Raw genomic sequence first — 24,464 nt, 5'->3', positions numbered from 1 at the left:
CTGCGGAACGTCTGCGTCTGGCTGCTATCATAGCAGCAGCCCTGAATGATCAGCGCCAAGCGGCGCCCATTTCCATGACGCGTTCGTTCCGCTCGTTATGTTCGTTTCGCGCCGCCATCGGCATCTCCGGCCTGATTCCCATGTGTCGCGCGTTCTCGTTGCCCGGTCCAGGGCGCCCATCTGGCGCATGATGCGCATGACCTCCATGCCGAAGCCGTCGTCCCAGCCGCCTCACCCCGAGCGCCACGTCGCCCGGTGGCGGCGTTTCATGGCGTTGGCCATGCTGCCCGTAATGACGGCAATGACGTTCGCCGCCGTCGTCATCCCCACCCAGGCGGCCGCGCAGTCGCTCCCGTCCCTCGGCCAGAGTTCTGCCGCGGACCTGTCGCCGGCGATGGAGCGCAAGCTCGGCGAGCGCGTGATGCGAGAGATTCGCGCCGATCCCGATTACCTGTCGGATCTGCTGCTGTCCGATTACGTCAATGCCCTGGGTGGCAAGCTCGTGGCGGCCGCGCGCACAGTGGGACTCGACGCCAGTCAGAGTTTCGAATTCTTCGTGGTGCGTGATTCGGACATCAACGCCTTCTCGCTGCCGGGGGGCTTCATCGGCATCAACACGGGATTGATCGTCGCGACGCGCACCGAGTCGGAACTCGCTTCTGTGATCGGACACGAGACGGGGCACGTTCTGCAACATCACATCGCGCGCATGCTCGGCCAACAGTCGCAGAACTCGTGGATCGCCCTCGGCGGCATGCTGCTCGGCCTGCTCGCCGGGATCGGGGCGCGTAGCCCGGATCTCGGCATGGGAATCGCGATGGGCGGGCAAGGCCTTGCCGTCGATCGGCAACTGCGTTTTTCGCGCGATGCGGAACGTGAGGCCGATCGCGTCGGCTTCCAGTTGCTCCAGGCGGCAGGCTTCGACACGTACGCGATGCCGACCTTCTTCGAGCGTCTGCAACGGGCTGATTCGATCAACGAAGCCGGTGTGCCGGAGTATGTCCGGACTCACCCGCTGACGACGGATCGCATCGCAGACATGCTCAATCGCTCGCGCACTGCCGCTTATCGTCAGCCTGTACAGTCGCCCGAATATGCGTTTGTGCGGGCGCGCTCGCTCGTCTTGCAGCAGAAGTCCGCGAGCGATTACGCGGCGATCGCCGACGCGCAACGCACTGCGATCCGCGCGCAGACCACATCGAATGTGGCGGCGGCATGGTACGCGGTGGCGCTGGCCGAGTTCAAGCAGCGTCGCTGGGTGCCGGCGCGCGAGGCGCTGGAGAAGTCGCGCGCGGCCTTCGGTGGCACGGGGCCGGGCACGCCGAGTCTGGCTGTGCTGGCGTCGGATATCGCGCGCTTGTCGGGCCAGCCGGACGAAGCCTTGCGCGTCGCCGCGCAGGCGCGTGCCGCGTTCCCACTTTCGCAGGCCGCCGATATGGCTTATGCCGACGCCTTGGTCGCCAGCCAGCGGATTCCCGACGCGACGAAATTCCTTCAAGCGCAGGTCGAGCGCTATCGAAGCGAGCCCATCTGGTGGCGGGCGCTGGCAGGGGCATGGGCCGCGGCCGGCAAGCGGACGCGTCAGCACGCAGCATTGGCGGAACAATATGCGCTGCAAGGGCAATGGATGGCGGCCGTCAGCCAGTTGAAGCTCGCGCGCGAGGCCGGCGACGCCAGCTTTTACGAGATGTCGGTCATCGACGCGCGACTTCACGAGTTCCAGCGCCGCTACAAGGACGACAAGGAAGACGAGAAGGACTTCGGCAAACTGGCCGGATAAGCGGATAAGCGGCGCGTGCTGCGAAGTTGCGTACACTTATTCGCGTGCGAGTTGCGCCGTTGCTTTTAATCTATCGGAAAGCGCCCGCCATGTGAAACTGGCGAAGCGTGAATATCTTGGGGTTTTCGCTATTTTTCGAGTGTCGATCCCAAAAGATCACGGAGAAATTGGAACATCGGAGTTTTCCCATTTGGGTTTCTGACGCACTCCCATTGCATACAACACTTCGATTGGCGAGTATGGCGACACGGTACCGTGCTCGCTTCGCAGTGTGATTTCGCTGCGAACTTTTCGACCAATATTCACTGAATGCGGTGAAGTATGGAGAATTGCCAGTACGAAGTCGTGATAGACAACGAGCGACCCATTAACAAGCCGATTGTTGCTTTAACGAAATGCCGAATCAAGTTTGGCGACCGCGATAACCTGCGCCAATGTGTCGAAGAGATTCGTAAGTCTGATCTTCGGCTGAGCTTGCGGCCAGAGGAGGACGTCCAATACGATTGGCAAAATCCAGTCGGAATTCGGGGGAATACCTTGTACTTTGGTGTGCGCTGGTTTGATGCCAAGTATTTTTCCGAGCATCGGGATGTCTATTTAAACAACATGCATACGCGATTGCTGAAGCAATTTGGTGTCGATTGGGTCGACGCCAATGTCGAGCATTTCGTAGCCGCCCGCTAACATTCGCCTAGTGGCTGCCACGGCCGACGTTCGGTCGTGGTTGCTCTTTGACCTCGCACCGTGTCCCCATTCCGCGTTTACCTGTCGTTGGATTTTTTCCTTGCGGCCTACCTAGGCATGTGGAACGCAATGGTTCCCATCGTATTGCTCGGCCGCTTCGGCACCGCGGGCGTCGTAGCGTACGAGATAGCGCTCGCCACAAGTGCCTTCATCGCGCTGCCGGTGGCGGCTTCATGGACTGAGGGGTTGTCCCGCAGTAAGGTCCTGCGCTGGGCATGTGTGATCATCGTGCTATGCGGCGTGTCGCGGCTGGTGATTGCAAGTGCAACGCATAGCGTCACTTTTTGGATAGTGAATGACATGGTGGCGGTCGCCGCCTTCGCCGTCTTACAACCGCTACTTAGCATCTACCCGGCGGAGCTTGTCGAGAAAGCGCGTGTGTTATCCGCGTTCCGCCTGAAGCGGGTTACGGTCAATCTCGGTCGTATTATCGGGCCGTTGTTCGCCGGCGCCGCCTTACTACTCAGCACTCACCAATACGCTTTGTGGTGTGTTGCATTGTTCGGGGGCGCTTTACTGCCCCTGCTGTCACGACTTCCAGTACTGCCTTCGATGTCCGGGATCGGGACGTCAGCACCTGCCCCCGCGAGAACATGGTTTCGTCGTGCGTTTGCTGGATTTACACTGAAAATCCGGTTGCCGGCGGAACGCTTCTTCACGCTCTGCGACATGTTGCTGGTTATCGCGACGGCAGGGATCGTTCCGATGCTGATTCCTCAACTCGTTCAACACGCGACACTACCGGACGCGCAGGTCGGTTGGTTGATTGCCGCATTCGTCGTCGGATCGATTGCAGGGGTTGTTGTTTTTCACCCTATCCTCTTCGGCGCACTGCAACACAGGCTGGGTTACATTGCGATTTGGGCGGCGCTGGGCGCTAGTCTTGCCGTGGCAACGGCTGTCGATTCCGTTGCCGCACTGGGTGGGTGCTTGATGTCGGCTGGCGTGTTCGGTGCGTGTCTGTCCATGAACGGCATCGATCGGCGGGTGATTGCGATGCCATCTTCCGTGCGGGTTAGAGTCGCGAGCGCAACGCTGCTGGCGGGACAGATGGCGAGCATGCTGTCATTCACACTTTACGGTGCCGCGAACGCTTTGGGCAACATGAGTGGGGGATGGTGGTTGTACGGCGGGCTGGTCTGCATCGCCGGATTGGCGTCGTGTCTCGCGCGTGAGCCGTGGATTTTGCTTGGCGAGAACGACGTCGGCGATGGCGTCGAGCGCTTCTATACGAACCGATATCCCGAGGTATTTGGTGAGGCCGAGTCAGTGCGACGTGATGTCGCGGCGTAATGGCGCAACGACTCAGGCGGATTGATTGTCGGCCTGCGGGTCCCGCTCGAACCCATACGTCTGCGGCAGGGTACCCGCATGGACCGTCGCGAACGGCAGCGAGTCGCCGTTGCGCCAATGCAGTCGCACGGCGCCCTTGGCGTCAGCGGTATCGTCCGACGTCTGCGCAATCTCGAACGCCTGCGTCAGATCGGATACCTGCGTGAGCAGGTCGATGTCGTGATCGTGCAGCAACGCGAGCGGCGCGCTCGGCGTCGATGTCCCTCCCCCCTCGCCACCGGACGCCGCGCCCACGAACGCGACATTGCCATCCTCGTCGAGCAGGCATGCCTGCGGCACGAACGCGCGGCCCAGTTGATCCGTCAACACCGGCGCGCCGCGACCGTCGTTCGCCGCCGCATCCCACGTCAGCCGTACCACGAACGGTGCATACGCGAGCGCGACGTACACGCGTTGCGGCCCGTTCTGAAAGTACCACTGCCCGGCGTCGTCGCTAGCGTAATTGCGTGCGATGAACGCCAGCAGCGCCTCGTGACGAATCGGATCGCCGGCCGTGCCCGCTGCCTGCGCCGCTTCGTCGCGCATGCGCCACTGACCGCGCCGGTCGAGGGCGAGCCAGCCGTAGCAATGCGGGACGTTGGGCCACTTGGCCATCGCTTGTTGAACGATCTCATCCATGTGGCACCCTCAGGCCGGATTCGGCAAAAATTGACGGAAATAGTCGATGACCGTGTGCGGCATCCACGTCATGCCGCCCGGAAACGGCCCGCTCATGAAGCCGACGTGCCCACCGTGCGCCGGTTGCAGGAGCCGCACGTGTTGCCCGACATCGTCGTCACCCGGCAAGACATGCGCCGGCTGGAACGGGTCGTTGCGGGCATTGATGACCAGCGTAGGCACTTCGATGGCCGGCAGAATCGGCTTGCTCGACGCACGCGTATAGTAGTCGAACGCGCTGTGATAGCCGTGCAACGGCGCCGTGACCACATGATCGAACTCGCCGAGATCGCGCGCGGCCATCATCCGGTCGCGATCGTAAAGCCCGGGGTATTGGTCGAGCTTGGCGAGCGCCTTCTTCTTGAGCGTGCCCAGGAAATTGCGCGTGTACACCATGTTGAACCCGTGCGAGAGCGCCAGTCCACCCGCCCGCAAATCGAGCGGCGCCGAAATCGCGCACGCGGCGCTCACTACCTGCGCGGCGTGCCCCTCGCGCTCGCCGAGCCAGCGCAGCAGCACATTGCCGCCCAGCGACACGCCCGCCGCAAAAATCGGGCCGGACGTGTTCGCCCGCAGTCGTCGGAGCATCCAGTCGACCTCGGTGCTGTCGCCGGAGTGATAGAAGCGCGGCGCGCGGTTCATGCGGCCGCTGCAACTGCGGAAGTGGGGGATCACGCCGCGCCATCCCTGCGCTTCGACTTCGCGCATCAGGGTGCGGGCGTAATGGCTGCCGGACCCACCTTCCAATCCATGAAACAGGACGACGAGCGGCGTCTCCACAAGCGCTTCCGGCGCGGGCGGCGCTTTCTGCGCCGCGGGCGGTGCGACCAGCCAGTCGACATCGACGAAGTCGCCGTCGGGCGTGTCCCACGTCTCGCGCCGGAATTCCACGTGCGGGCGACGACCCAGCAGTGCCGGGTAGATCGTCTGGCTATGCCCGTCGGGCAGCCACCGCGGCGGCCGGTAATCCGGGGGGAGAAACGTCGCGGGGCGCGCCGTCATGGTCGTACCGTAATGGTCAGTGCAGTCCGTCCGGACGGGCATGCATCATCAGGCTGAACTGCTCGACGGCATGCGGCGGCAACGGGCTGGAGTGGATATGGGCGAAGCGCCAGTCGCCCTGCTCGTGCACCAGCACGTAAGTCGTGTGGATGAGCTGGGCCGTCGTCTGGCCTGCGTCTTCCTTGCCGACGCGCATCGCTTCGGTCGCCGTGTGCACGACGGTGCCCACGGTGTCGTACTCGGTCGTGTCCAGCGAATCGATGAGCACCACGCTCTGCGTGAACTGGGCGACCAGACCGTTGCGGATCTGCTCCAGACCGTCCCAGCGGGTGCCATCGGCGCGAATGTAGCTGACGAAATCCTCGTTTGCCCACAGCGACATGGCGCGATCCGTCTGCCCACGGCGCAGTGCGTCATAAAAGGCCGTGATGGTTTCACTGGCGGCATCGAACAGACGGACAAAACGTGGCATGGGGATGTACCGTTGAGTGTTACCGGAATCGGGCTGAAGTCAGCACTGCCATGGGCCGGATCAGCGCTGCGTGAGCAGGATGTTGCGCAAATTCGCGAACACGTGCTCGGGCATCAGCTCATTGAGGCAGCGTGTGTGGCCCAGGGGACACTCGCGGGCAAAACACGGACTGCACTCCAATTGTAGCCACAGGATGTGCGCCTGGTCGGACAGCGGCGGCGTGTGGCGCGGATCGGACGAACCGAACAGGGCGATCTGCGGGCGACGCAACGCTGCCGTCACATGCATCAGCCCCGAGTCGTTGCTCACCACCGCATTGGCGCGTGCCAGGAGCGCGCACGCCTCGGCCAGCGACGTCTGCCCGCACAGGTTGCGCACGAACGGGGCGTCGGCGGCGATTTGCTGCGCCAGCGCGCCATCCTTGCCCGAGCCGAGCGCGATGATCTGCGCATACGGGAACGAGCGGCGAACCAACTGGGCAAGCTGCCCAAAGTGGCCCGGTGGCCAGCGCTTGGCCGGTCCGAATTCGGCCCCCGGGCAGAACACCACGAGCGGTACGCGCAGATCTAGCCCGAAGCGCGCGAAGACACGCGCCGACTCGTTCAGGTCGGCGTCGATGCGCGGCGTCGGCAGCGTCTCGGGCAACTTGGCCCCGGGCGCGAACGCGAGCGCGGCGTAGTGCCGTACCATCGGCGCTCGCTCGTCCTTGCGCGGATTGGCGTGACGCACGTTGAGCAGGCCGTAGCGCTGCTCGCCCTTGTAGCCGATGCGCAACGGAATGCGCGCCAGCCACGGAATCAGCGACGATTTCAGGGAGTTCGGCAGCACATAGGCGGCATCGTAACCCTCGTCGGCGAGCACGCTCGCGAGCCGGTAGCGCTCCAGCGGCTGCAACTTGCCGTGCGCGAGGTCGGTGGCGACGACGCGCGAAATCTCCGGCATGCGTTCCAGAACCGGGGCGACCCAGCTCGGCGCGATCGCGTCGATGGTCAGACGCGGATGCAGGCGCTTGAGCAGGGTGAACAACGGCTGCGCCATCAGCGCGTCCCCAATCCAGTTGGGGGCGATCACCAAGGCTTTATGCATCGTGGCGGAGACTCTAAACGTTAAGCGTTGCGATGAAACGGACAGGCAACCGGGGGGCGCATCTCAACAGCAGCGGGCTGCGCCCGGCCGGTCGGGGCAACGGCAGGCGGCTCAGTGGTGACCCTTGAGCACCACGCCGGCCTTCACGCGATAACGCGTGCCGCAGTACGGGCAAGCGGCTTCGCCGTGGGTCACATCGATGAACACGCGCGGATGGGCGCTCCAGGCCTCCATCTTCGGATTCGGGCAATGGACCGGCAGATCTTCGGCGCCGACTTCGACAACCGGCATTTGTTTGACTTCGCTCATGGGGTTCGGACCGTGATAGGTATTCGGGATGTTGGGGATTGCATGGCCGGTGCAAGGGACGAAACCGCCGCCCGCACGCTCGCCGAAAGACGCTATTGTAAAGCAGCCGCAGCCCTTTGCGGACGGCTCGCCGTGCCTGCGGCCTTGCCACGCCTCCCATCTCGTCATGCTCGATGCCCCCGCGTGGCGCGTACGCGACACCGCGCAGGTTGCGTCTGTAAAAACGCTCGGATACGCGCTTTCCACGTAGTAAGTAACTATTTACCCTGGCTATAATGGCCTGACGTTCGCCGCCAATGATGACGATATTCAGGAGACATTCCGGCAACCCTGGCGGGCGTCATGACCGCCAGCGGTCATCGAGGGCGTGCCGGGCGCCGTCGGGACCGCTTTGCCCCGCAATGCCAGACACTGCGCCGAACGCCTCGGTGCTCGCCCCCCAGCCGACCATGCCAATGCTTCGTCTGCCAGCCGCTGAACGTGACGGGTTCAGGGCCGGTTTCCGCATTATTTCGCCGCTCTTGCCTGCCATCTTCTCGTGGGGACTCGTGACCGGGGTCGCCATGGGCAAATCGATCCTGACAGTGCCACAAGCCATCGGCATGAGCCTGATGCTCTACGCCGGGTCGGCCCAATTAGCGTCGTTGCCGCTCTTCGCCGCCGGAATGCCGTTGTGGACGATTCTGCTCACGGTCGGCATCGTCAACCTGCGCTTCGTGATCTTCAGCGCCGCGCTCCAGCCGCATTTCTCTTATTTGTCGCTACCGCGACGCATCGTGCTCGGGTACGTGAACGGCGATCTCGGCTTCGTGATGTTCATGAACCAGAAATTCGCGAGCGGCTACGTTCCCGGCAAGGAGGGCACCTATTACGGCATCGCGCTCAGCAACTGGGCGGTCTGGCAGGTGTCGTCGATTCTCGGCATCATGCTTGGTGCGCTCGTGCCGGATAGCTGGGGCCTCGCCTTCGCGGGCACACTCGCCCTCATTCCCATGATGGTCCACACGATCACCAGCCGTTCGACGATGCTGGCGGTCACCCTCGCGTCGGTCGTCGGCCTGCTCGCCTTCGATTTGCCCTACCGGCTCAATCTCGTGCTCGGGGTGGTCGGCGCGCTTGCGGCCGGCATGGTTTGCGACGAACTCACCGCGCGTCACGCAAGGCGGCTCGCACTTGCCAACTCGCCGACGGCCTCGCACGACGGCCCCCCGCGTGACGGCGCCCAGACGCGCAATTCCGGGGAGCGTGGCTCATGAGCGCCTTCGAAACCTGGTTTGCCTTCGTGGCGATGACGGTCATCACGATCATCACGCGCACGTTCTTCCTGCTCGCGGGGGACCGCGTGACGCTGCCGCAGCGCCTGCAGCGCGCCCTGCGCTACGCCCCGGCGGCGGCCCTCGCCGTGATCGTGGTGCCCGAGGTGCTGCTGCTCGATCACCAGTTCTCGCTGCATCTGCACAACCCCAGGCTGGCCGCCGCCGTGGCTGCCACCGGCTGGTTCGTCTGGCGACGCAACATGATCGAGATGATTGTCGTCGGCATGGCGGTCTACACAGTCGGCCGCCTGTTTCTGTAGGCGGAACCTTCGCCCGCCAAAATGGGCATCCGGACGGTCGGATCAGTTAAAATGTCGGTTTTTCCCACCATTTATTCCGGATTCTCATGGCTTCCGTCGTACGTCTTTCCGATTTGATCGCCCAGGGCCGCCTGGCAGGCAAGCGAGTCTTCATCCGCGCCGATATGAACGTGCCGCAAGACGATGCGGGTCGCATCACGGAAGACACGCGTATCCGCGCCTCGGTGCCGGCCATTCAGATGGCGCTCGACGCCGGTGCCGCCGTGATGGTCACGTCGCACCTGGGGCGTCCGACGGAAGGCGAATTCAAGCCCGCCGACTCGCTCGCGCCGGTCGCGCAACGCCTGTCCGAACTGCTGGGCCGCGAGGTGAAGCTGATCGCCAACTGGGTCGACGGCGGCTTCGATGTGGCGCCGGGCACGGTCGTGCTGCTGGAGAACTGCCGCGTCAACAAGGGCGAGAAGAAGGACAACGACGAACTGGCGCAGAAGATGGCCGCGCTGTGCGATGTGTATGTGAACGACGCGTTTGGCACAGCCCACCGCGCCGAAGCCACGACGCACGGCATCGCCAAGTATGCGCCGGTCGCCTGCGCCGGCCCGCTGCTCGCCGCCGAACTCGAAGCGCTCGGCAAGGCACTGAACGCCCCGGCCCGTCCGCTGGTGGCCATTGTTGCCGGCTCCAAGGTCTCCACCAAGCTCACCATCCTGCAGTCGCTCGCCGACAAGGTCGATCACCTGATCGTGGGCGGCGGCATCGCCAACACGTTCATGCTGGCTGCCGGCCTGCCGATCGGCAAGTCGCTTGCCGAAGCCGATCTGGTCGGCCAGGCCCGCGCAATCATCGACGCGATGGCCGCCCGTGGCGCCTCGGTGCCGATTCCGACGGACGTCGTGTGCGCCAAGGAGTTCAGCGCGACGGCCGAGGCGACGGTGAAGGCCGCCAGCGACGTGGCCGCCGACGACATGATTCTCGACATCGGCCCGCAAACGGCCGCCAAGCTGGCCGAGCAACTGGCGGGCGCGGGCACGATCGTGTGGAACGGCCCGGTCGGCGTGTTCGAATTCGACCAGTTCGGTCACGGCACCGAGACGCTGGCGCGTGCCATTGCCGCCGCCAAGGGCTTCTCGATCGCGGGGGGGGGCGACACGCTCGCCGCCATCGCCAAGTACGGCATTGCCGACCAGATCAGTTATATCTCGACCGGTGGCGGCGCTTTCCTCGAATTCCTCGAAGGCAAGACGCTGCCGGCCGTGGACGTACTGCAACAGCGCGCCGGCGAGGTCAACTGATCGCTAACGCCAGGTGGAGTGGGGCTCGCAGGCCGGTTTGGTGATCGGGGATGGGCGCGAATGAGGTGGTTTTGATCGCCTTATTGCGAACATCTAAGATCGAATCAAACGATTTCGTACGGACAATACGAACTTTTTGGTTAACCTATCGCGGCCTAAATGCGCTACAAATCTCTTTGCGCCCGTCATGTCGAATGCGCTGATACCCAAAGAGGATGAAGAGATGGATGTAATGAACCGCTCCACCAAGATCGTCGCCACCATCGGTCCGGCATCGAGCACGCCGGAAGTGCTCTCGCGCATGATCGCCGCCGGCGTCGACGTCGTTCGCCTGAATTTCTCGCACGGCAAGGCGCAGGACCACATCGAGCGCGCCGAGATGGTGCGCGCGGCCGCCAAGACGGCGGGCCGCGAAGTGGCCATCATGGCCGACCTCCAGGGCCCGAAGATTCGCGTCGGCAAGTTCGAGAACGGCAAGGCCGCGCTCGTGGCGGGGGCGAAGTTCATCCTCGACGCCGACTGCGAAGTCGGTAACGACGAGCGCGTTGGGCTGGACTACAAGGAACTGCCGCGCGACGTGCGTACGGGCGACGTGCTGCTGCTCAACGACGGCCTGATCGTGCTGATCGTCGATCGCGTGCTCGGCAGCGAGATTCATACGACCGTGAAGGTCGGCGGCGATCTGTCGAACAACAAGGGCATCAACCGCCAGGGCGGCGGGCTGACGGCGCCGGCGCTCACGGCCAAGGACATGGAAGACATCAAGACCGCGATGGCGCTGGGCGCCGATTACGTCGCGGTCTCCTTCCCGAAGAACGCCACCGACATGGAAATGGCGCGCCGTCTGGCCAACGTGGCGGGCGAACCGTACGGGATCAAGCCGCTGATGATCGCCAAGATCGAGCGTGCGGAAGCCATTCCGGCGCTCGAAGAGATTCTGGCGGCGTCGGACTGCATCATGGTCGCCCGGGGCGATCTGGCCATCGAAGTGGGCAACGCCGCGGTGCCAGGGTTGCAAAAGCGCATGATCAAGCTTGCGCGCGAGATGAACAAGACCACCATCACGGCCACGCAGATGATGGAGTCGATGATCCACAACCCGGTGCCGACCCGTGCCGAAGTGTCGGACGTCGCCAACGCCGTGCTCGATGGCACCGATGCCGTGATGCTCTCGGCCGAGAGCGCCGCGGGCAAGTACCCGGTCGAGACGATCGAGACGATGGCGGCGATCTGTGTCGAAGCCGAGCGCTCGGAGATGGTCGAACTCGATCGTGACTGGCTCGACCAGACTTTTACGCGCATCGACCAATCGATTGCGGCCGGCGCCTTGTTTACCGCGTATCATCTTGGCGCGAAAGCCATCGTGGCGCTGACCGAATCGGGCGCGACCGCGTTGTGGCTGTCCCGCCACAAGATCCATGTGCCGATTTTTGCGCTGACCTCGCAGCTCGGCAGCCACCGCAAGATGGCCCTGTACCGCAACGTCTACGCGATGCGTGCCGACTCCACGCTTGAGCGCGATCACGCGCTCAAGCAGGCGGAGCAACTGCTGCTCTCGCGCGGGGTGGTCAAGCGCGGCGACACGATCGTGCTGACCGTGGGTGAGCCGATGGGACAACCCGGTGGTACCAATACGTTGAAAATCGTCCAGGTGGGCCAGGCATGACGAAGCGGGCCGCGCGAGTGCGGCGAGGCGTGCGCGTCCAAGTGCACGCCGCGTCGCCCGCGAGCCGTCGTCATCGGGGGCGCCTCTGGATCGAGGAAAGATTTGCTTAGTTTTGTGATTCCAAGGAGAACATCATGCCCCTAGTCTCTATGCGACAGCTGCTCGACCATGCCGCCGAAAACGGCTACGGTCTGCCGGCCTTCAACGTCAACAACCTGGAGCAGGTTTCCGCCATCATGGCCGCCGCCGACGAAGTCGGCGCGCCGGTCATCATGCAGGCCTCGGCCGGTGCCCGCAAGTACGCTGGTGAGGCGTTCCTGCGCCACCTGATCTCGGCGGCGGTGGAAGCGTATCCGCACGTCCCGGTGGTGATGCACCAGGATCACGGCCAGTCGCCAGCCGTGTGTATGGCCGCCATCAAGAGCGGCTTCTCGAGCGTGATGATGGACGGCTCGCTCGAAGCCGACGGCAAGTCGGTTGCCAGCTATGAGTACAACGTCGAAGTGTCGAAGAAGGTGGTCGAGTTCTCGCACTACATCGGCGTGACGGTGGAAGCCGAGCTGGGCGTGCTGGGTTCGCTCGAGACGATGAAGGGCGACAAGGAAGACGGCCACGGCGCCGACGGCACGATGACCCGCGAGCAATTGCTGACCGACCCGGATCAGGCCGCCGACTTCGTGCACCAGACGCAATGCGACGCGCTGGCCATCGCCATCGGCACCTCGCACGGCGCTTACAAGTTCAGCCGCAAGCCGACGGGCGACATTCTCGCCATCGACCGCATCAAGGAAATCCACCGCCGTATTCCGAATACCCACCTCGTGATGCACGGTTCGTCGTCGGTGCCGCAGGAACTGCTCGCCGAGATCCGTGAATTTGGTGGCGACATGAAGGAAACGTACGGCGTGCCGGTGGAAGAGATCGTCGAAGGCATCAAGCACGGCGTGCGCAAGATCAACATCGATACCGACATCCGTCTGGCCATGACCGGCGCGATCCGTCGCTATCTGTTCGAAAACCCGAGCAAGTTCGACCCGCGCGACTACCTCAAGCCTGCCCGCGAAGCCGCCAAGCTGGTTTGCAAGGCGCGCTACCTGTCGTTCGGTTGCGAAGGCCAGGCCGGCAAGATCAAGCCGGTCGCGCTCGAGAAGATGGCCGAGAAGTACAAGAGCGGTGATCTCTCGCAGATCGTGAAGTAATCGCACGCAGCATGGTCATGCCGGGCGTGTCCCGCAGACCATGCTGCCCGGCCGGGGTGGTGTGGCGCTGATGGGGCAAGCCCGTCCGCTGCGCACGACGCTCAGGTCACAGGCCCGGCTTTGGCCAGCACTCGCTGGAACAGAAGCCGGGCCTTTTCTTTGGGTATCTGCAACGGGAATTTGCCGCCCGGCGCCGAGCGGATCGCCGCGATGAGCATCGCCACGCCATCGACGATCTGCGTCATCGGTTCGTTCATAGGCCGGCGGGAAAGTTTACGCGCCCCTTGGTTCGGGCGGACGTTTCGATGCCAGGCAGCCTCCGGCAGGGAGGAAGGCGAGGAACGCCCCGGCACGGCGGCGGTGCAAAACGACAGCAATCCGCCGATTCCTGAAGTCCTGCGCGACGTCACGTGGCAGTCTCCGGTGCCTCCCGCAAACCCGCCCATGCCAATCCATGATGGGCCACCCGGAGTTGCCGATGCCATTGAATCGCCTTCCCAAGACCGTTGCCTGGTGCTTGGGGCTGTCCAGTTCCGAAGAGACGTCCCACGTGCCATCGCGGCGCTCGCCCATGGCGCGCACGATGACCTCCGTCGCCAACCGGGCACCACACGCGCGCGTGCCGCCGGGCGGCGCCGATACCACCAATGCCGCCGATGCCGCCGCCCATGCGCCGGTCGCGGGACCGGCGGCGCGCACGGCGTCGATGCGGTCCATGGCTGACGACTGGCGCGCACCAACCGGTTCGACGATCGATACGCCCGCGCCGATTGCGCTTTGGGGGGTGGAGGATCCGACGCCTGACTGGGCGGGCGGGGCGTCGGCAAACGCTTGGGTCGAGGCGTACGGCGTGAATACGTCGACGCTCATCCGCGTGGGCGACCAATGTACCCGCTTCGGACGGATCGAACTGGGCGGGCACCCATTCATCGTGGGCCCCACCGCCACGCCGGCCGAGGTGCCGGTGCTCACCCGGATGCTCAAGGCGCATCCTCAGATCGGTGCGATCTTCTGCGTCGAGCCGGGGACCATGCACGTCCGTGAGGCCGCCGTCGGCATCACGGATGCATCGGGCTACCGGGAGCGCCCGATTGACGGATACATTCTGAGCGTGATGCATGGCGCGCGAGGCACACGCGGTTCCGCCGCGCCACAGGCGTTGGCGTCGCCGGTCGGGCTCGATGGCGGCCTGTCGCACGTGCAGTTCATGGAGTTCGCGGGCATGGAGCGATTCGACGCCCAGATCCCCGGGGAGGTGCTATGGCGCGCCGGCCGGGGCGTGGCGAAGTTCATGCGCGAGAACCCGGGCAAGATCGCGCTCGTGTGCTCGGAGCGCGGCATCGCGCGTCCGAGTGCCGTGGCGGCCAGCGCCGCGCTGCAACTCCGGTGCGGCGACGCGCGCCTGCGAAACGATCTGGCGACGCAAGTCGTCGCGCAGCGGTCGGAGGCTAGCGACCATCATATCTGCGTTGCCTCTCGCAGCTTCGATCTGATGGCCGAGTTTGCCCGGTTGCTCGACATGCTTCGCAGCCCAGGGCGGGGGGAGCCGCGTTGGGAGCGCAAGGTGCATCTGCTCAGGCAGCGGCTGCCGGAACTGGCCGCCGCTCGCGGTGCCGGCATCGATTGGCAGACCGATGCCGGCCGTCGCCATGCGGCCGATGTTCTGGAAGCGAACTTCTCGCGTGTCGCCCCGCTGCTGGCCTCGGGGGGCTTGCCGGCCGGCACGGCATTGCTCTGGCTGCGCGACGAAATCAATGTCCTGAGCGGCGTGCGGTTTCTGAGTCCCGTCTATGTCGACGGCCACATCGACCGCATTTCGCAGGACGATATCGACCCGGACAGTCCGGACGCCCTACGCCTGGTGTCTTTCGACGATTACGGGCTGATGTGCGACAACAAGTATTACGACGCGGCGTCGGTAGCGGGCTGGTATCGGGCATGCCTGGGGCAGGATGGCCATTTGACGAACCCGATCTCGCGGGCCCCGGTGGTTGCCTTGCTGGTCCACGAGACGGAAAAAGCGCGGCTGGAACCGCGGTTCCTTCACCCGCTTCTGTAAGCCGGGACGCGCCGGGGGACGTCGGGAGCGGGCAGCCAAGGGGCAGTCAAGGAGCCCGGCGACCTGCCGGGCCCACATCTTCGTGAAACGCTGCCCGACGCGCGTATAATTACGCCTTTGCCCTTCCTGATATCGGGTCCTGCCGTGACTACCCCCGCTCCGAACGCCCTGTACGAATCCTCCCTCAAGAGCCTGCCGCTGCTCTCGCGCGGCAAAGTGCGCGACAACTACGCCGTTGGCGACGACAAGCTGCTGATCGTGACGACGGACCGCCTCTCGGCGTTCGACGTGATCATGGGCGAGCCGATTCCGGGCAAGGGCCGCGTGCTCAACCAGATGGCCAACTTCTGGTTCGACAAGCTCGCGCATGTGGTGCCGAATCACCTGACGGGCGTGGCGCCCGAGACGGTCGTCTCGAGCGACGAAGCGGCCCAGGTTGCCGGTCGCGCGGTGGTCGTCAAGCGCCTCAAGCCGATCCTCGTGGAAGCGGTGGTGCGCGGCTACCTGGCTGGCAGCGGCTGGAAAGACTACCAGGCGACGGGCGCCGTGTGCGGCGTGACGCTTCCCGCCGGCCTGCAAAACGCGCAGCAACTGCCCGAGCCGATCTTCACCCCGGCGGCCAAGGCCGAACTGGGCGAGCACGACGAGAACATCAGCTTCGACGAGATGGTGAGCCGTATCGGCCGCGAACTGGCAGAGCAAATTCGCGAGATCTCGATCCGTCTGTACAAGGAAGCGGCGGCCTATGCGGCCACGCGCGGCATCATCATCGCCGACACGAAGTTCGAATTCGGTTTGGACGACGATGGCAAGCTGCACCTGATGGACGAAGCACTGACGGCCGATTCGTCGCGTTTCTGGCCTGCCGATTCGTACGTCGTGGGCAGCAACCCGCCGTCGTTCGACAAGCAATTCGTGCGCGACTGGCTCGAGACGCAGCCGTGGGGCAAGACGCCGCCCGCCCCGAAGCTGCCGCACGACGTGGTCGAGAAAACGGCCGCCAAGTACCGCGAGGCGCTCGAGCGCCTGACCGGCCAGCCACTGGCCTGAGCGGGACGTCGACGACATGAGCGATAAACAAGCCGTGGCCCCGCGCGTTGGCGTGGTAATGGGGTCCAACTCGGACTGGGAAGTGATGAAGAACGCGGCCGCTGTGCTGGCCGAGTTCGGTGTGCCTTACGAGGCACAGGTCGTCTCCGCGCACCGTATGCCGGACGACATGTTCCGCTACGCCGAAGCCGCGCGTGAGCGCGGACTGGTCGCGATCATCGCGGGCGCGGGCGGTGCCGCCCATCTGCCGGGCATGATCGCCGCCAAGACGTCCGTGCCCGTGCTGGGCGTGCCGGTGCCGAGCAAATATCTGCGCGGCGAAGACTCGTTGCTCTCGATCGTGCAGATGCCCAAGGGTGTGCCCGTCGCCACGTTCGCCATCGGCGAGGCGGGCGCGGCCAACGCGGCATTGTTCGCAGTCGCGATGCTGGCGGCCGACGACAAGACGCTGGCCGACAAGCTCGACGCGTTTCGTGCCAGGCAGACCGAAGCGGCGCGCGGCATGACGCTGCCCGCGCTGTAAAAGAAAAACACGTTCCTGCTACTGTCAGCGCCTCAACGAAGATGAATTCTGCCTCTGCTGCGCCCGTCCTTCCCGGCCAATGGCTCGGTATGCTGGGCGGCGGCCAACTCGGTCGCATGTTCTGTTTTGCCGCCCAGTCGATGGGCTACAAGGTCTGCGTGCTGGACCCGGACCCGCGCTGTCCGGCCGGTGCCGTGGCCGATCGCCTGATCGTCGCCGATTATCGTGACGAGACGGCGCTTGCCGAACTGGCCTCGCTGTGCCCGGCCGTGTCGACCGAGTTCGAGAACGTGCCGGCACAGTCGCTCGACTTCCTCGCCGCGTCCACGACCGTGAGTCCCGCCGGGCGCTGTGTCGCCATCGCGCAGGACCGGGTGGCGGAAAAGCGCTTCATCGAAAGCTGCGGCGTGCCTGTGGCCCCGCATCTGGTCATCGAATCGAATGAGGCGCTCGCCGCCATCGACGATGCGGCCATCGAACGCGTGCTGCCGGGCATTCTGAAGACGGCGCGTCTGGGCTATGACGGCAAGGGCCAGGTGCGCGTGAATTCGGTCGCCGAAGCCCGCGACGCTTACACGGCGCTCGGCGGCGTGCCCTGCGTGCTGGAAAAACGCCTGGCACTGGCCTTCGAGGTCTCGGTGCTGAGCGCCCGCGGCGCGGACGGTGCGGTAGCGACCTATCCGCTCGCCCAGAACGTGCACATCGACGGCATTCTCGCGACCACGACAGTGCCCGCGCCCGACGCAGCGCCGGCACTGGCCGATGCCGCGCGCGCCGCGGCGGCCAGGATCGCATCGCAAATGGATTATGTCGGCGTGCTATGCGTCGAGTTCTTCATTCTCAAGGACGGGTCGCTCGTCGCCAACGAAATGGCGCCGCGTCCGCACAACAGTGGTCACTACACCATCGATGCCTGCGCCGCCAGCCAGTTCGAGCAGCAGGTGCGCGCGATGGCCGGACTGCCGCTCGGCGAGACGCGCCAGCACTCGCCGGCCGTGATGCTCAACGTGCTTGGCGACGTCTGGTTCGACGGCGCCGGCAAGGATCATCCGCGCGCGCCAGCCTGGGCGGATGTGGTGGCGCTGCCGTCGGCCCGTCTGCATCTGTATGGCAAGGAAGACGCCCGTGTCGGCCGCAAGATGGGGCACATCACGTTTGCCGGTGCGTCGCTGGACGAAGCACGCCAGGCGTGCGTGACGGCGGCGGCGAGCCTCGACATCCCGCTGGAAGACTGAGCGATGACGTCGCCCCAAGCGCCGCGCATCGTCATGCCGCCGGCAGACGCGATCACGCAGGCGGCCGAACAACTGGTGGCCGGCGAACTGGTCGCATTCCCGACGGAAACGGTCTATGGCCTTGGCGGCGATGCCGAGAATCCGGCGGCCATCGCGGCCATCTACGCGGCAAAGGGCCGCCCGGCGAATCATCCAGTCATTGTGCACTTCTCGCCGGAAGGCGATCCCGGCTACTGGAGCAGCGACGTCACGCCGGCCGCACGCAAGCTGATGGACGCCTTCTGGCCCGGCCCGCTCACGCTGATTCTCAAGCGCGCGGCGCATATCCCCGATGCCGTCTCCGGCGGGCAGGATTCGGTGGGGCTGCGGTGCCCGTCGCATCCCGTGGCGCAGGCGCTGCTGCGCGAGTTTGCCCGGATCAAGGGCGGAAGCCGGGGGCAGGGCGGTGTGGCCGCCCCCTCCGCCAATCGTTTCGGTCAGGTGAGCCCGACGGCGGCACAGCACGTGCGCGACGAGTTCGCCGGACTGCCGGGCGTCACCGTCCATGTGCTCGATGGCGGCGAGGCCGCCGTAGGTATCGAGTCGACGATCGTGGATCTGTCGCGCGGTTTCCCCGCGCTGCTGCGCCCCGGGCATATCACGCCCGAGCAGATCGCCGAGGTGCTTGGGGAGATGCCGCGTTTGCCGGGGCAGGACAGTGACGCGCCGCGCGCCTCGGGCACACTCAAGGCGCACTACGCGCCGCGCACGCCCTTGTACCTGTGCGATGCCGGGCAGTTCGCCCCGGCGCTGGCCGTGCGTCCCGAGGGGGAGCGCGTGGCGGTGGTGGCGTTCGCGTCGACGCTTGCGACGCTGTCTGCCGAGGTGTCGGCGTCGGCCGATATCGTGAAGGTCGTGTTACCGGGCACGCCCGCGGCGCTCGCGACGGACCTTTACGCGATGCTGCGCCGGCTCGACCGTGCCAGCGTCACGCATATCCTGTTCGAGCGTCTGCCGGATACCCCGGCATGGGCGGCGGTCGGCGACCGGCTCGGCCGCGCGGCGGCAGCGTTCGAGCGCGCGTAACCCATCGTGCCGCGCCGCCGAAGGCGCCTGCGCCTCGTCGTCAAGGCGTGTTGCGCGACGCCCCGACGCTGCGGACATCTCCCACGCTTCCTGATAAACCGTCCGGCGACGGCGTGACCGTCTGTCCGGCGGCGACTTGTGCTGCCTGCCACGCGCGTCGCCACTCGGGCGGCCCGAACAGCGCCATCACCTTGTTGCGCCAGCCCGGCATCGTGAGCGCATCGTGCGCCATTGCCCGCCATTCGTGAAATGTCAGCGTGATCGGGTTGTGCGTGCGGATCGGATCGACGATGCCGAATTCGCACGGCTCGGTCGCGCTTTCCTCCACGTAAGACCCGAAGATCCGATCCCAGACGACCAGCACCCCCGCATAGTTGCGGTCGATGTAGCGCGGGTTGCGGGCGTGATGGGCACGATGAATCGACGGCGTGTTCAGCACATATTCAATCCAGCCCAGTGTCGGGATCGCCTGGGTGTGCACGAAGAACTGAAACGCGAGGTTGAGCAGGACCACGCCGACGATCTGTGTCGGCGTGAAGCCGATGAGCGCCATCGGCGTCCAGAACAGCCACATGCCCGCGACCGGATACATCAGGCTTTGCCGGAAGGCGGTCGACAGGTTGAGACGCTCGGACGAGTGGTGCACGACGTGCGCCGCCCACAACCAGCGGATGCGATGACTGGCCCGATGAAATACGTAGTAGAGAAAATCCTGCACGACGAACAGCAGCAGGAAGCCGAGCCATCCGCCCGGCATCGTGTAGAGGCGGTGATGGTCGTAGAGCCACGCGTAGAACGGCACGATGAGCAGCCAGGCGAGTTTGTCCGCGCCCTGGTGCATGAGCGCGAGTGTGGCGTTGCTGACCGTGTCCTTCAGGCCGTACATGCCGGGTCGGCGGCGTCGCCAGTACCAGGCTTCGATGCCGATGCACAGGACGAACACCGGCGCGAGCGCCAGCAGGATCAACTCGACGTTCATGACCTCGCGTCTCCTCACGATGGGGTCATCGGAATCGGCACCCCGGCGTCTTGGCGGCGGTGGCACTGATGGAACGTCTATTCTGACGTGAATCGAACGGGGCAGCGCGGCGGTTAGAGGGAAACGTCAAATGCGTCCCGCCCGAACCGCCATTTCAGACAGTGCACATGATCGGCATCAGGATCAGGGGGCATTCTCGTACACCCACGAAATGAGCGCGTCGTTGAACCCGCGCGCTTGACTCGCGCGAGGATCGTTCACCAGCGAGACCACGACGTAGACGTTGCCGGATCGCGCGCCGACATAGCCGGCGACGGCACCCACGTCGTCGAGCGTGCCGGTCTTGATGTGCGCGTTGCCAGCCACGTCGCGGTTCATCAGACGATTGCGCATGGTGCCGTCGACGCCGACGGTCGGCATCGACTCGATCAGCACCTGTGCGGTCGGGCTGTTGATGCCGTGCTGCAGCAGTTCGGCCAGCTCCGCCGCGCTGATGCGCTCGATGCGCGACAGGCCCGAGCCGTTTTCCACGACGAGCCCCGGCATGGCGAGATCGTTATTGTCGAGCCAGCGGTTCAGCACGTCGCGCGAGCGCGTGAGGCTGGCGGGCGTGCGGTTGTTGTCGGCGGCGAGACCGAGCGTCAGGAACAGTTGCCGGGCCATCACGTTGTTGCTGAACTTGTTCATGTCGTGCACGACTTCGGCCAGCGTTTGGCCGCGATGCGTGACGAGCAGGTGGGCGCCCGGCGGCACGGTACCGTTGCGCACGCTGCCGTTGAACTGTCCGCCCGAGGCTTGCCACAAGGCGCGAAAGCCCCCGAGGAAGAAGCGATCGCGATCGGGGGCGGCCACGTTCCAGCCCTTGTCCTCGCACGAGGCCGGATACGTGCCCGAAAAGTGCGCGACGTAGCTGCCGTCGGGCATCGCGTTCAGCGTCGGGTGGATGCGCGTGAGCCAGTCGCCGCAATTGCCTGAGCCGGTGGACGACAGGTTGTTTGAAACCTGCAGGTTTGCCAACGGCGGCAGCACGCCCACGTCGACGGTGCCATTCGGATTGCCGGTGAAGCTGAACGAGACCGCCTTGAATGAGTACAGCAGTGGATCCGGTGCAACGTTGTACGGCCGGTCGTCACTGCCGTCGATGGCTCCGATCTCGCCGATGTCCGCGCTGTAGGCCGAGCGGTCGAGCACGATGTCGCCGTTGATGTTCGTCACCCCGGCGTGGTGCAACTGGTCGACGAGCTTCTCCATCTCCTCGGGCACGAGCTTCGGATCGCCCGAGCCCTTGAAATACAGATTGCCGTTGAGTGTGTGACCGTCGGACACGCCGTCCGTGAATGCCTGCGTGCGCCAGCGATAGTCCGGGCCGAGCGTGTCGAGCGCCGCAATCGTCGTGACAAGCTTCATCGTCGAGGCGGGGTTGCGCGGCACGTTCGGATTGACGGCAAGCAGCGGCGGCGCGATACGGCCCCGCGTTTGCAACGGATTGTCGACCTTCGCCACGATCACGCTCACGTGGGCGGCAGGCACCTTGCTCGCGGCGAGGGCGCGTGCCAGCGCAGGGGGGAGCGGCGTGGCGCGCGCGGCGGCGGCCGGCACCCGGGGCATCTTCGCGTGCTTGAACGGCTTCGCCTGGACGGGCGCGCTCACGAGCATCGCGACGGCCAGCGCCGCGCAGCCCGTGCGTGCGGCATCGCCCATGACGCGGACCGGTAGCGGCGAATAGTGTGAGGCCCGCAGTGAACCGGCGACGTGGGAGAAGCGAAGGGCGCTGCGGAGCAGGCGAGGAACGCGCATGACGGGCGAGGGTCTCCAGTGTTGCGCGCAGCGAAACCGTACGGCCTGAATGCACGACAGGCTCAGGCAAAGCGATGCGGACGCGGCGGCGAAACGATGAGGGGGTAACCGGGCCGCGATGTGCGTCTGCCATGCGCGGCGCATGCCTGACATTGTAAGTCGGTCATGCAACGAACTGTCGCTACAATGGGTCGAAATCCGGCGAGTGTCACGTGAAGGCAACATCGCGCAACCGCAGGCAACCTCAGGCAGCGTTGCGTTCGCGGCCCGTGACGCCCGGAGATGGTCTCAACCGGTGCCCAATCCATGCGAATCTTGTTGGTGGAAGACGATGCGATGATCGCCACGGCCGTCGTGAAAGGACTGCGCCAGGACGGCTGGACCGTCGATCATGTCGGCGACGGGCAGCGCGCGCTCGACGTGCTCTCGCTCGAGTCGTACGACGCGTTGCTGCTCGATCTCGGTTTGCCGCGTCGCGACGGCATCGACGTGCTGCGCACGCTGCGTGCACGCGGCCAGGCGCTGCCGGTGCTCATCGCCACGGCGCGCGACGCGGTGGCCGACCGGGTGAAAGGGCTCGATGCGGGCGCCGACGATTACCTCGTCAAACCGTTCGATCTCGATGAGCTGGCGGCGCGCTTGCGTGCGCTGGTGCGACGCCAGGCCGGGCGCAGCGAGCCGTTGTTGCGTCATGGCGGCATCGTGCTCGATCCCGCGACGCGCCAGGTCACGTGCGGCGGCTCGCCCGTGGTGCTCTCCGCGCGCGAGTATGCCGTGCTCGAAGCGTTGCTCAACCGGCCGGGCGCGGTGCTCTCGAAGGCGCAACTGGAAGAACGCATCTATGGCTGGGGAGAGGAAGTGGCGAGCAATGCGGTCGAAGTTCACATCCACGGGCTACGCAAGAAGCTGGGCGCGGACGCCATCCGCACCGTGCGCGGCGTCGGTTACATGATGCCCGCGCATGTCGGCGAGACGCCGCCCGCGACGGGCACGGCGACACCGGGGGCGAACTGATGCGATCGATTCGCCGTCGTCTGCTTTTCGGGTTGCTGATCACGCTCGCGGTGGCGCTGCTGCTCGCGGGCATTGCCATCTTCCGGCAGTCGCGCACGGAGGCCAACGCGCTGTTCGATTTCCAGTTGCAACAAATGGCGCTGTCGTTGCCCGCCGAGCCGTTCTCGAGCGTGCCAGGTGCGCACAACGACGCGGGGGGACTCGTCATCCAGATATGGAGTCGCAACGGTGTGGAGTTGTATTACTCGCACCCGAGCACGCCGTTGCCGCCGCGTGCCGAACTCGGTTTCACGACGGTGCAGACGCCCGAGGGCGACTGGCGCGTCTACGCGGCGCTCGTCGGCGATAACGTGGTGCAGCTCGCACAGCCGATGGTCATCCGCGATTCGCTCGCGGTGTCGATGGCGGTGCGCACGCTGTTGCCGCTGGTCGTGGCAATGCCGGTGCTCGCGTTGCTCGTCTGGATTGTGGTGGGGCGCGGTTTGCAGCCGCTGCGTCGTGTGACGAAGGCGCTCGACACGCGGGCGCCGGGGGCGCTGGACGCCTTGCCCGAGGCCGGGTTGCCCGATGAGGTGCGCCCGCTCGTGCGGGCGCTCAACAGCCTGCTCGGCAGGCTCGACGCGTCGCTCGCGCAGCAAAAGGCCTTCGTGGCAGACGCGGCGCACGAATTGCGCACGCCGCTTGCCGCGTTGCAACTGCAAGTCCAACTGCTCGATCGAGCCCACACTGACGCGGAGCGGGCCGAGGCGATGCGTGACCTGCGCGACGGTGTGCGACGCGCCTCGCATATGGTGGCCCAGTTGCTCACGCTCGCGCGACAGGAGCCGGATGCCGCGCGTGCGGCCGCGGCATTCGTCGAGGTACCGCTGGCCCCGCTGCTGGGGGAGGTCGTCGCGCATCATGCGGCGCTGGCGGTGGCGCGCGGGATCGATCTCGGGCTGGACGCACCCGACGCGTTGGCAGCCGTCAGTCGCGTGCACGGCGACGCGAACGCGTTGCACACGCTCTTCGGCAATTTGGTCGACAACGCACTGAAGTACACGCCGCGTGGCGGTCATGTCGACGTGCGTCTGGTCGCGGTAACACCGGCACCGGTGGTGGAGATCGAAGACACCGGGCCGGGGATTGCGCCGGCCGAGCGCGAGCGCGTGTTCGACCGGTTCTTCCGTGGGGGTGCGGCATCGGGACCGCCTGTGCAGGCGGACACCGCGTCGCAAGACGATACCGATGGCCCGCGCGCGCAGGGCAGCGGTTTGGGGCTTGCCATTGTGCGCAACATCGCGCAGGCGCATGGCGCGCACGTGGCGTTGTTGGACGCTCGCCATGGTCAGGGGCTTCGCGTGCGCGTGAGCTTCGGCGGCGCGCCGTCGGGGCCGCCACCGGAACTTTGACACGCTTGGCGCTCAACCGCGCGTCGCACGTGTGACCTTGTCGTTATCGATGGTGAGTGTGCGGCGCTCCGGCCGATAGTCGCGCGTCGCCCCTTCAAACGCTTGCTGCCGTAACGTATAGCACTCAGCCAAACGTCCGTTGGCGGCTGATAAGTCACTTTCGAGATCGCCTTAAGGTTGCCTTAAGGGAGCCTCTTTACCATCACAGTCATGTC

The 24,464-nt window shown here is 65.4% G+C and carries 23 protein-coding genes; 15 read left to right on the top strand and 8 right to left on the bottom strand.

The window, feature by feature from the left end:
* The first annotated feature begins 196 nt into the window (after window positions 1-196).
* The 3 genes from PTE31013_RS18765 (at window position 197) to PTE31013_RS18755 (ending at window position 3,817) form a co-directional block, all read left to right on the top strand.
* Entirely contained in the window at window positions 197-1,780 is a 1,584-nt protein-coding gene (locus PTE31013_RS18765) for a M48 family metalloprotease (protein ID WP_246174706.1), read from the top strand.
* A gap of 321 nt (window positions 1,781-2,101) precedes the next feature.
* Window positions 2,102-2,464 (top strand): hypothetical protein, encoded by a 363-nt coding sequence (locus PTE31013_RS18760; protein WP_017231607.1) that lies wholly within the window; start codon window positions 2,102-2,104, stop codon window positions 2,462-2,464.
* Between the two features lie 129 nt (window positions 2,465-2,593).
* A complete protein-coding gene (locus PTE31013_RS18755) occupies window positions 2,594-3,817 on the top strand; it encodes an MFS transporter (protein ID WP_150614275.1) in 1,224 nt (407 codons plus the stop codon).
* Between the two features lie 12 nt (window positions 3,818-3,829).
* Here the strand turns inward: PTE31013_RS18755 and PTE31013_RS18750 are convergent, their stop codons facing one another.
* The 5 genes from PTE31013_RS18750 to PTE31013_RS18730 form a co-directional block, all read right to left on the bottom strand.
* Window positions 3,830-4,495, bottom strand: a complete 666-nt coding sequence (locus PTE31013_RS18750) for a DUF2946 family protein (RefSeq protein WP_150614274.1) — start codon at window positions 4,493-4,495, stop codon at window positions 3,830-3,832.
* 9 nt (window positions 4,496-4,504) lie between these two features.
* Complete coding sequence (locus PTE31013_RS18745) at window positions 4,505-5,536, bottom strand: hydrolase (RefSeq protein WP_150614273.1); 1,032 nt, start codon at window positions 5,534-5,536, stop codon at window positions 4,505-4,507.
* A gap of 16 nt (window positions 5,537-5,552) precedes the next feature.
* Entirely contained in the window at window positions 5,553-6,008 is a 456-nt protein-coding gene (locus PTE31013_RS18740; protein ID WP_017231603.1) for a nuclear transport factor 2 family protein, read from the bottom strand.
* A 60-nt stretch (window positions 6,009-6,068) separates the two neighbouring features.
* On the bottom strand, window positions 6,069-7,094 hold the full coding sequence (gene waaF, locus PTE31013_RS18735) for a lipopolysaccharide heptosyltransferase II (RefSeq protein ID WP_150614272.1): 1,026 nt from the start codon (window positions 7,092-7,094) through the stop codon (window positions 6,069-6,071).
* Window positions 7,095-7,205: 111 nt separating this feature from the next.
* On the bottom strand, window positions 7,206-7,403 hold the full coding sequence (locus PTE31013_RS18730; protein WP_010808463.1) for a zinc-finger domain-containing protein: 198 nt from the start codon (window positions 7,401-7,403) through the stop codon (window positions 7,206-7,208).
* Between the two features lie 455 nt (window positions 7,404-7,858).
* On the opposite strand from PTE31013_RS18730, the gene PTE31013_RS18725 reads away from it, so the two are divergent.
* The 5 genes from PTE31013_RS18725 (at window position 7,859) to fba (ending at window position 13,136) form a co-directional block, all read left to right on the top strand.
* Entirely contained in the window at window positions 7,859-8,659 is an 801-nt protein-coding gene (locus PTE31013_RS18725; protein ID WP_150614271.1) for an AzlC family ABC transporter permease, read from the top strand.
* Complete coding sequence (locus tag PTE31013_RS18720; RefSeq protein WP_150614270.1) at window positions 8,656-8,979, top strand: AzlD domain-containing protein; 324 nt, start codon at window positions 8,656-8,658, stop codon at window positions 8,977-8,979. The genes PTE31013_RS18725 and PTE31013_RS18720 overlap by 4 nt, the downstream gene beginning before the upstream one ends.
* An 86-nt stretch (window positions 8,980-9,065) precedes the next feature.
* Window positions 9,066-10,271, top strand: coding sequence for a phosphoglycerate kinase (locus PTE31013_RS18715; RefSeq protein WP_150614269.1), 1,206 nt, complete (start codon window positions 9,066-9,068; stop codon window positions 10,269-10,271).
* Between the two features lie 232 nt (window positions 10,272-10,503).
* The gene (gene pyk / locus PTE31013_RS18710; protein ID WP_150614268.1) at window positions 10,504-11,937 is read left to right on the top strand and encodes a pyruvate kinase; all 1,434 of its coding nucleotides are present in this window, start codon (window positions 10,504-10,506) and stop codon (window positions 11,935-11,937) included.
* A 134-nt stretch (window positions 11,938-12,071) separates the two neighbouring features.
* On the top strand, window positions 12,072-13,136 hold the full coding sequence (gene fba, locus PTE31013_RS18705) for a class II fructose-bisphosphate aldolase (protein ID WP_150614267.1): 1,065 nt from the start codon (window positions 12,072-12,074) through the stop codon (window positions 13,134-13,136).
* Window positions 13,137-13,237: 101 nt separating this feature from the next.
* Here fba and PTE31013_RS24865 read toward each other — a convergent pair whose 3' ends face one another.
* Window positions 13,238-13,381 carry a hypothetical protein gene (locus tag PTE31013_RS24865; RefSeq protein WP_174978629.1) on the bottom strand — a complete coding sequence of 48 codons (144 nt, stop codon included), beginning with the start codon at window positions 13,379-13,381 and terminating at the stop codon, window positions 13,238-13,240.
* A 233-nt stretch (window positions 13,382-13,614) separates the two neighbouring features.
* Between PTE31013_RS24865 and PTE31013_RS18700 the strand changes: the two genes are divergently transcribed.
* The 5 genes from PTE31013_RS18700 to PTE31013_RS18680 all read left to right on the top strand — a co-directional run bounded on the left by PTE31013_RS18700 (window position 13,615) and on the right by PTE31013_RS18680 (window position 19,068).
* Window positions 13,615-15,195 (top strand): hypothetical protein, encoded by a 1,581-nt coding sequence (locus PTE31013_RS18700; RefSeq protein ID WP_150614266.1) that lies wholly within the window; start codon window positions 13,615-13,617, stop codon window positions 15,193-15,195.
* A 144-nt stretch (window positions 15,196-15,339) separates the two neighbouring features.
* Window positions 15,340-16,245, top strand: coding sequence for a phosphoribosylaminoimidazolesuccinocarboxamide synthase (locus PTE31013_RS18695; RefSeq protein WP_246174703.1), 906 nt, complete (start codon window positions 15,340-15,342; stop codon window positions 16,243-16,245).
* Between the two features lie 16 nt (window positions 16,246-16,261).
* Window positions 16,262-16,768: a 5-(carboxyamino)imidazole ribonucleotide mutase gene (gene purE, locus PTE31013_RS18690; RefSeq protein WP_150614265.1), complete on the top strand. Its 507-nt coding sequence runs from the start codon at window positions 16,262-16,264 to the stop codon at window positions 16,766-16,768.
* A gap of 41 nt (window positions 16,769-16,809) precedes the next feature.
* The gene (locus PTE31013_RS18685) at window positions 16,810-18,003 is read left to right on the top strand and encodes a 5-(carboxyamino)imidazole ribonucleotide synthase (protein ID WP_150614264.1); all 1,194 of its coding nucleotides are present in this window, start codon (window positions 16,810-16,812) and stop codon (window positions 18,001-18,003) included.
* Between the two features lie 3 nt (window positions 18,004-18,006).
* Window positions 18,007-19,068: an L-threonylcarbamoyladenylate synthase gene (locus PTE31013_RS18680; protein WP_150614263.1), complete on the top strand. Its 1,062-nt coding sequence runs from the start codon at window positions 18,007-18,009 to the stop codon at window positions 19,066-19,068.
* A gap of 40 nt (window positions 19,069-19,108) precedes the next feature.
* Here the strand turns inward: PTE31013_RS18680 and PTE31013_RS18675 are convergent, their stop codons facing one another.
* Window positions 19,109-20,047 (bottom strand): sterol desaturase family protein, encoded by a 939-nt coding sequence (locus tag PTE31013_RS18675; protein WP_150614262.1) that lies wholly within the window; start codon window positions 20,045-20,047, stop codon window positions 19,109-19,111.
* 183 nt (window positions 20,048-20,230) lie between these two features.
* Entirely contained in the window at window positions 20,231-21,844 is a 1,614-nt protein-coding gene (dacB, locus tag PTE31013_RS18670) for a D-alanyl-D-alanine carboxypeptidase/D-alanyl-D-alanine endopeptidase (RefSeq protein ID WP_246174701.1), read from the bottom strand.
* A 306-nt stretch (window positions 21,845-22,150) separates the two neighbouring features.
* Between dacB and PTE31013_RS18665 the strand changes: the two genes are divergently transcribed.
* Both PTE31013_RS18665 and PTE31013_RS18660 read left to right on the top strand, forming a co-directional pair.
* Entirely contained in the window at window positions 22,151-22,858 is a 708-nt protein-coding gene (locus tag PTE31013_RS18665) for a response regulator (protein WP_150614261.1), read from the top strand.
* The gene (locus PTE31013_RS18660) at window positions 22,858-24,249 is read left to right on the top strand and encodes an ATP-binding protein (RefSeq protein ID WP_150614260.1); all 1,392 of its coding nucleotides are present in this window, start codon (window positions 22,858-22,860) and stop codon (window positions 24,247-24,249) included. Before PTE31013_RS18665 ends, PTE31013_RS18660 begins: the two co-directional genes overlap by 1 nt.
* Window positions 24,250-24,464: the final 215 nt, after the last annotated feature.

Origin of the sequence: Pandoraea terrigena (assembly GCF_902459705.1) — a bacterium.
GTDB classification, from domain to species: Bacteria; Pseudomonadota; Gammaproteobacteria; order Burkholderiales; family Burkholderiaceae; genus Pandoraea; species Pandoraea terrigena.
This window is presented reverse-complemented; position numbering and strand designations above follow the sequence as displayed.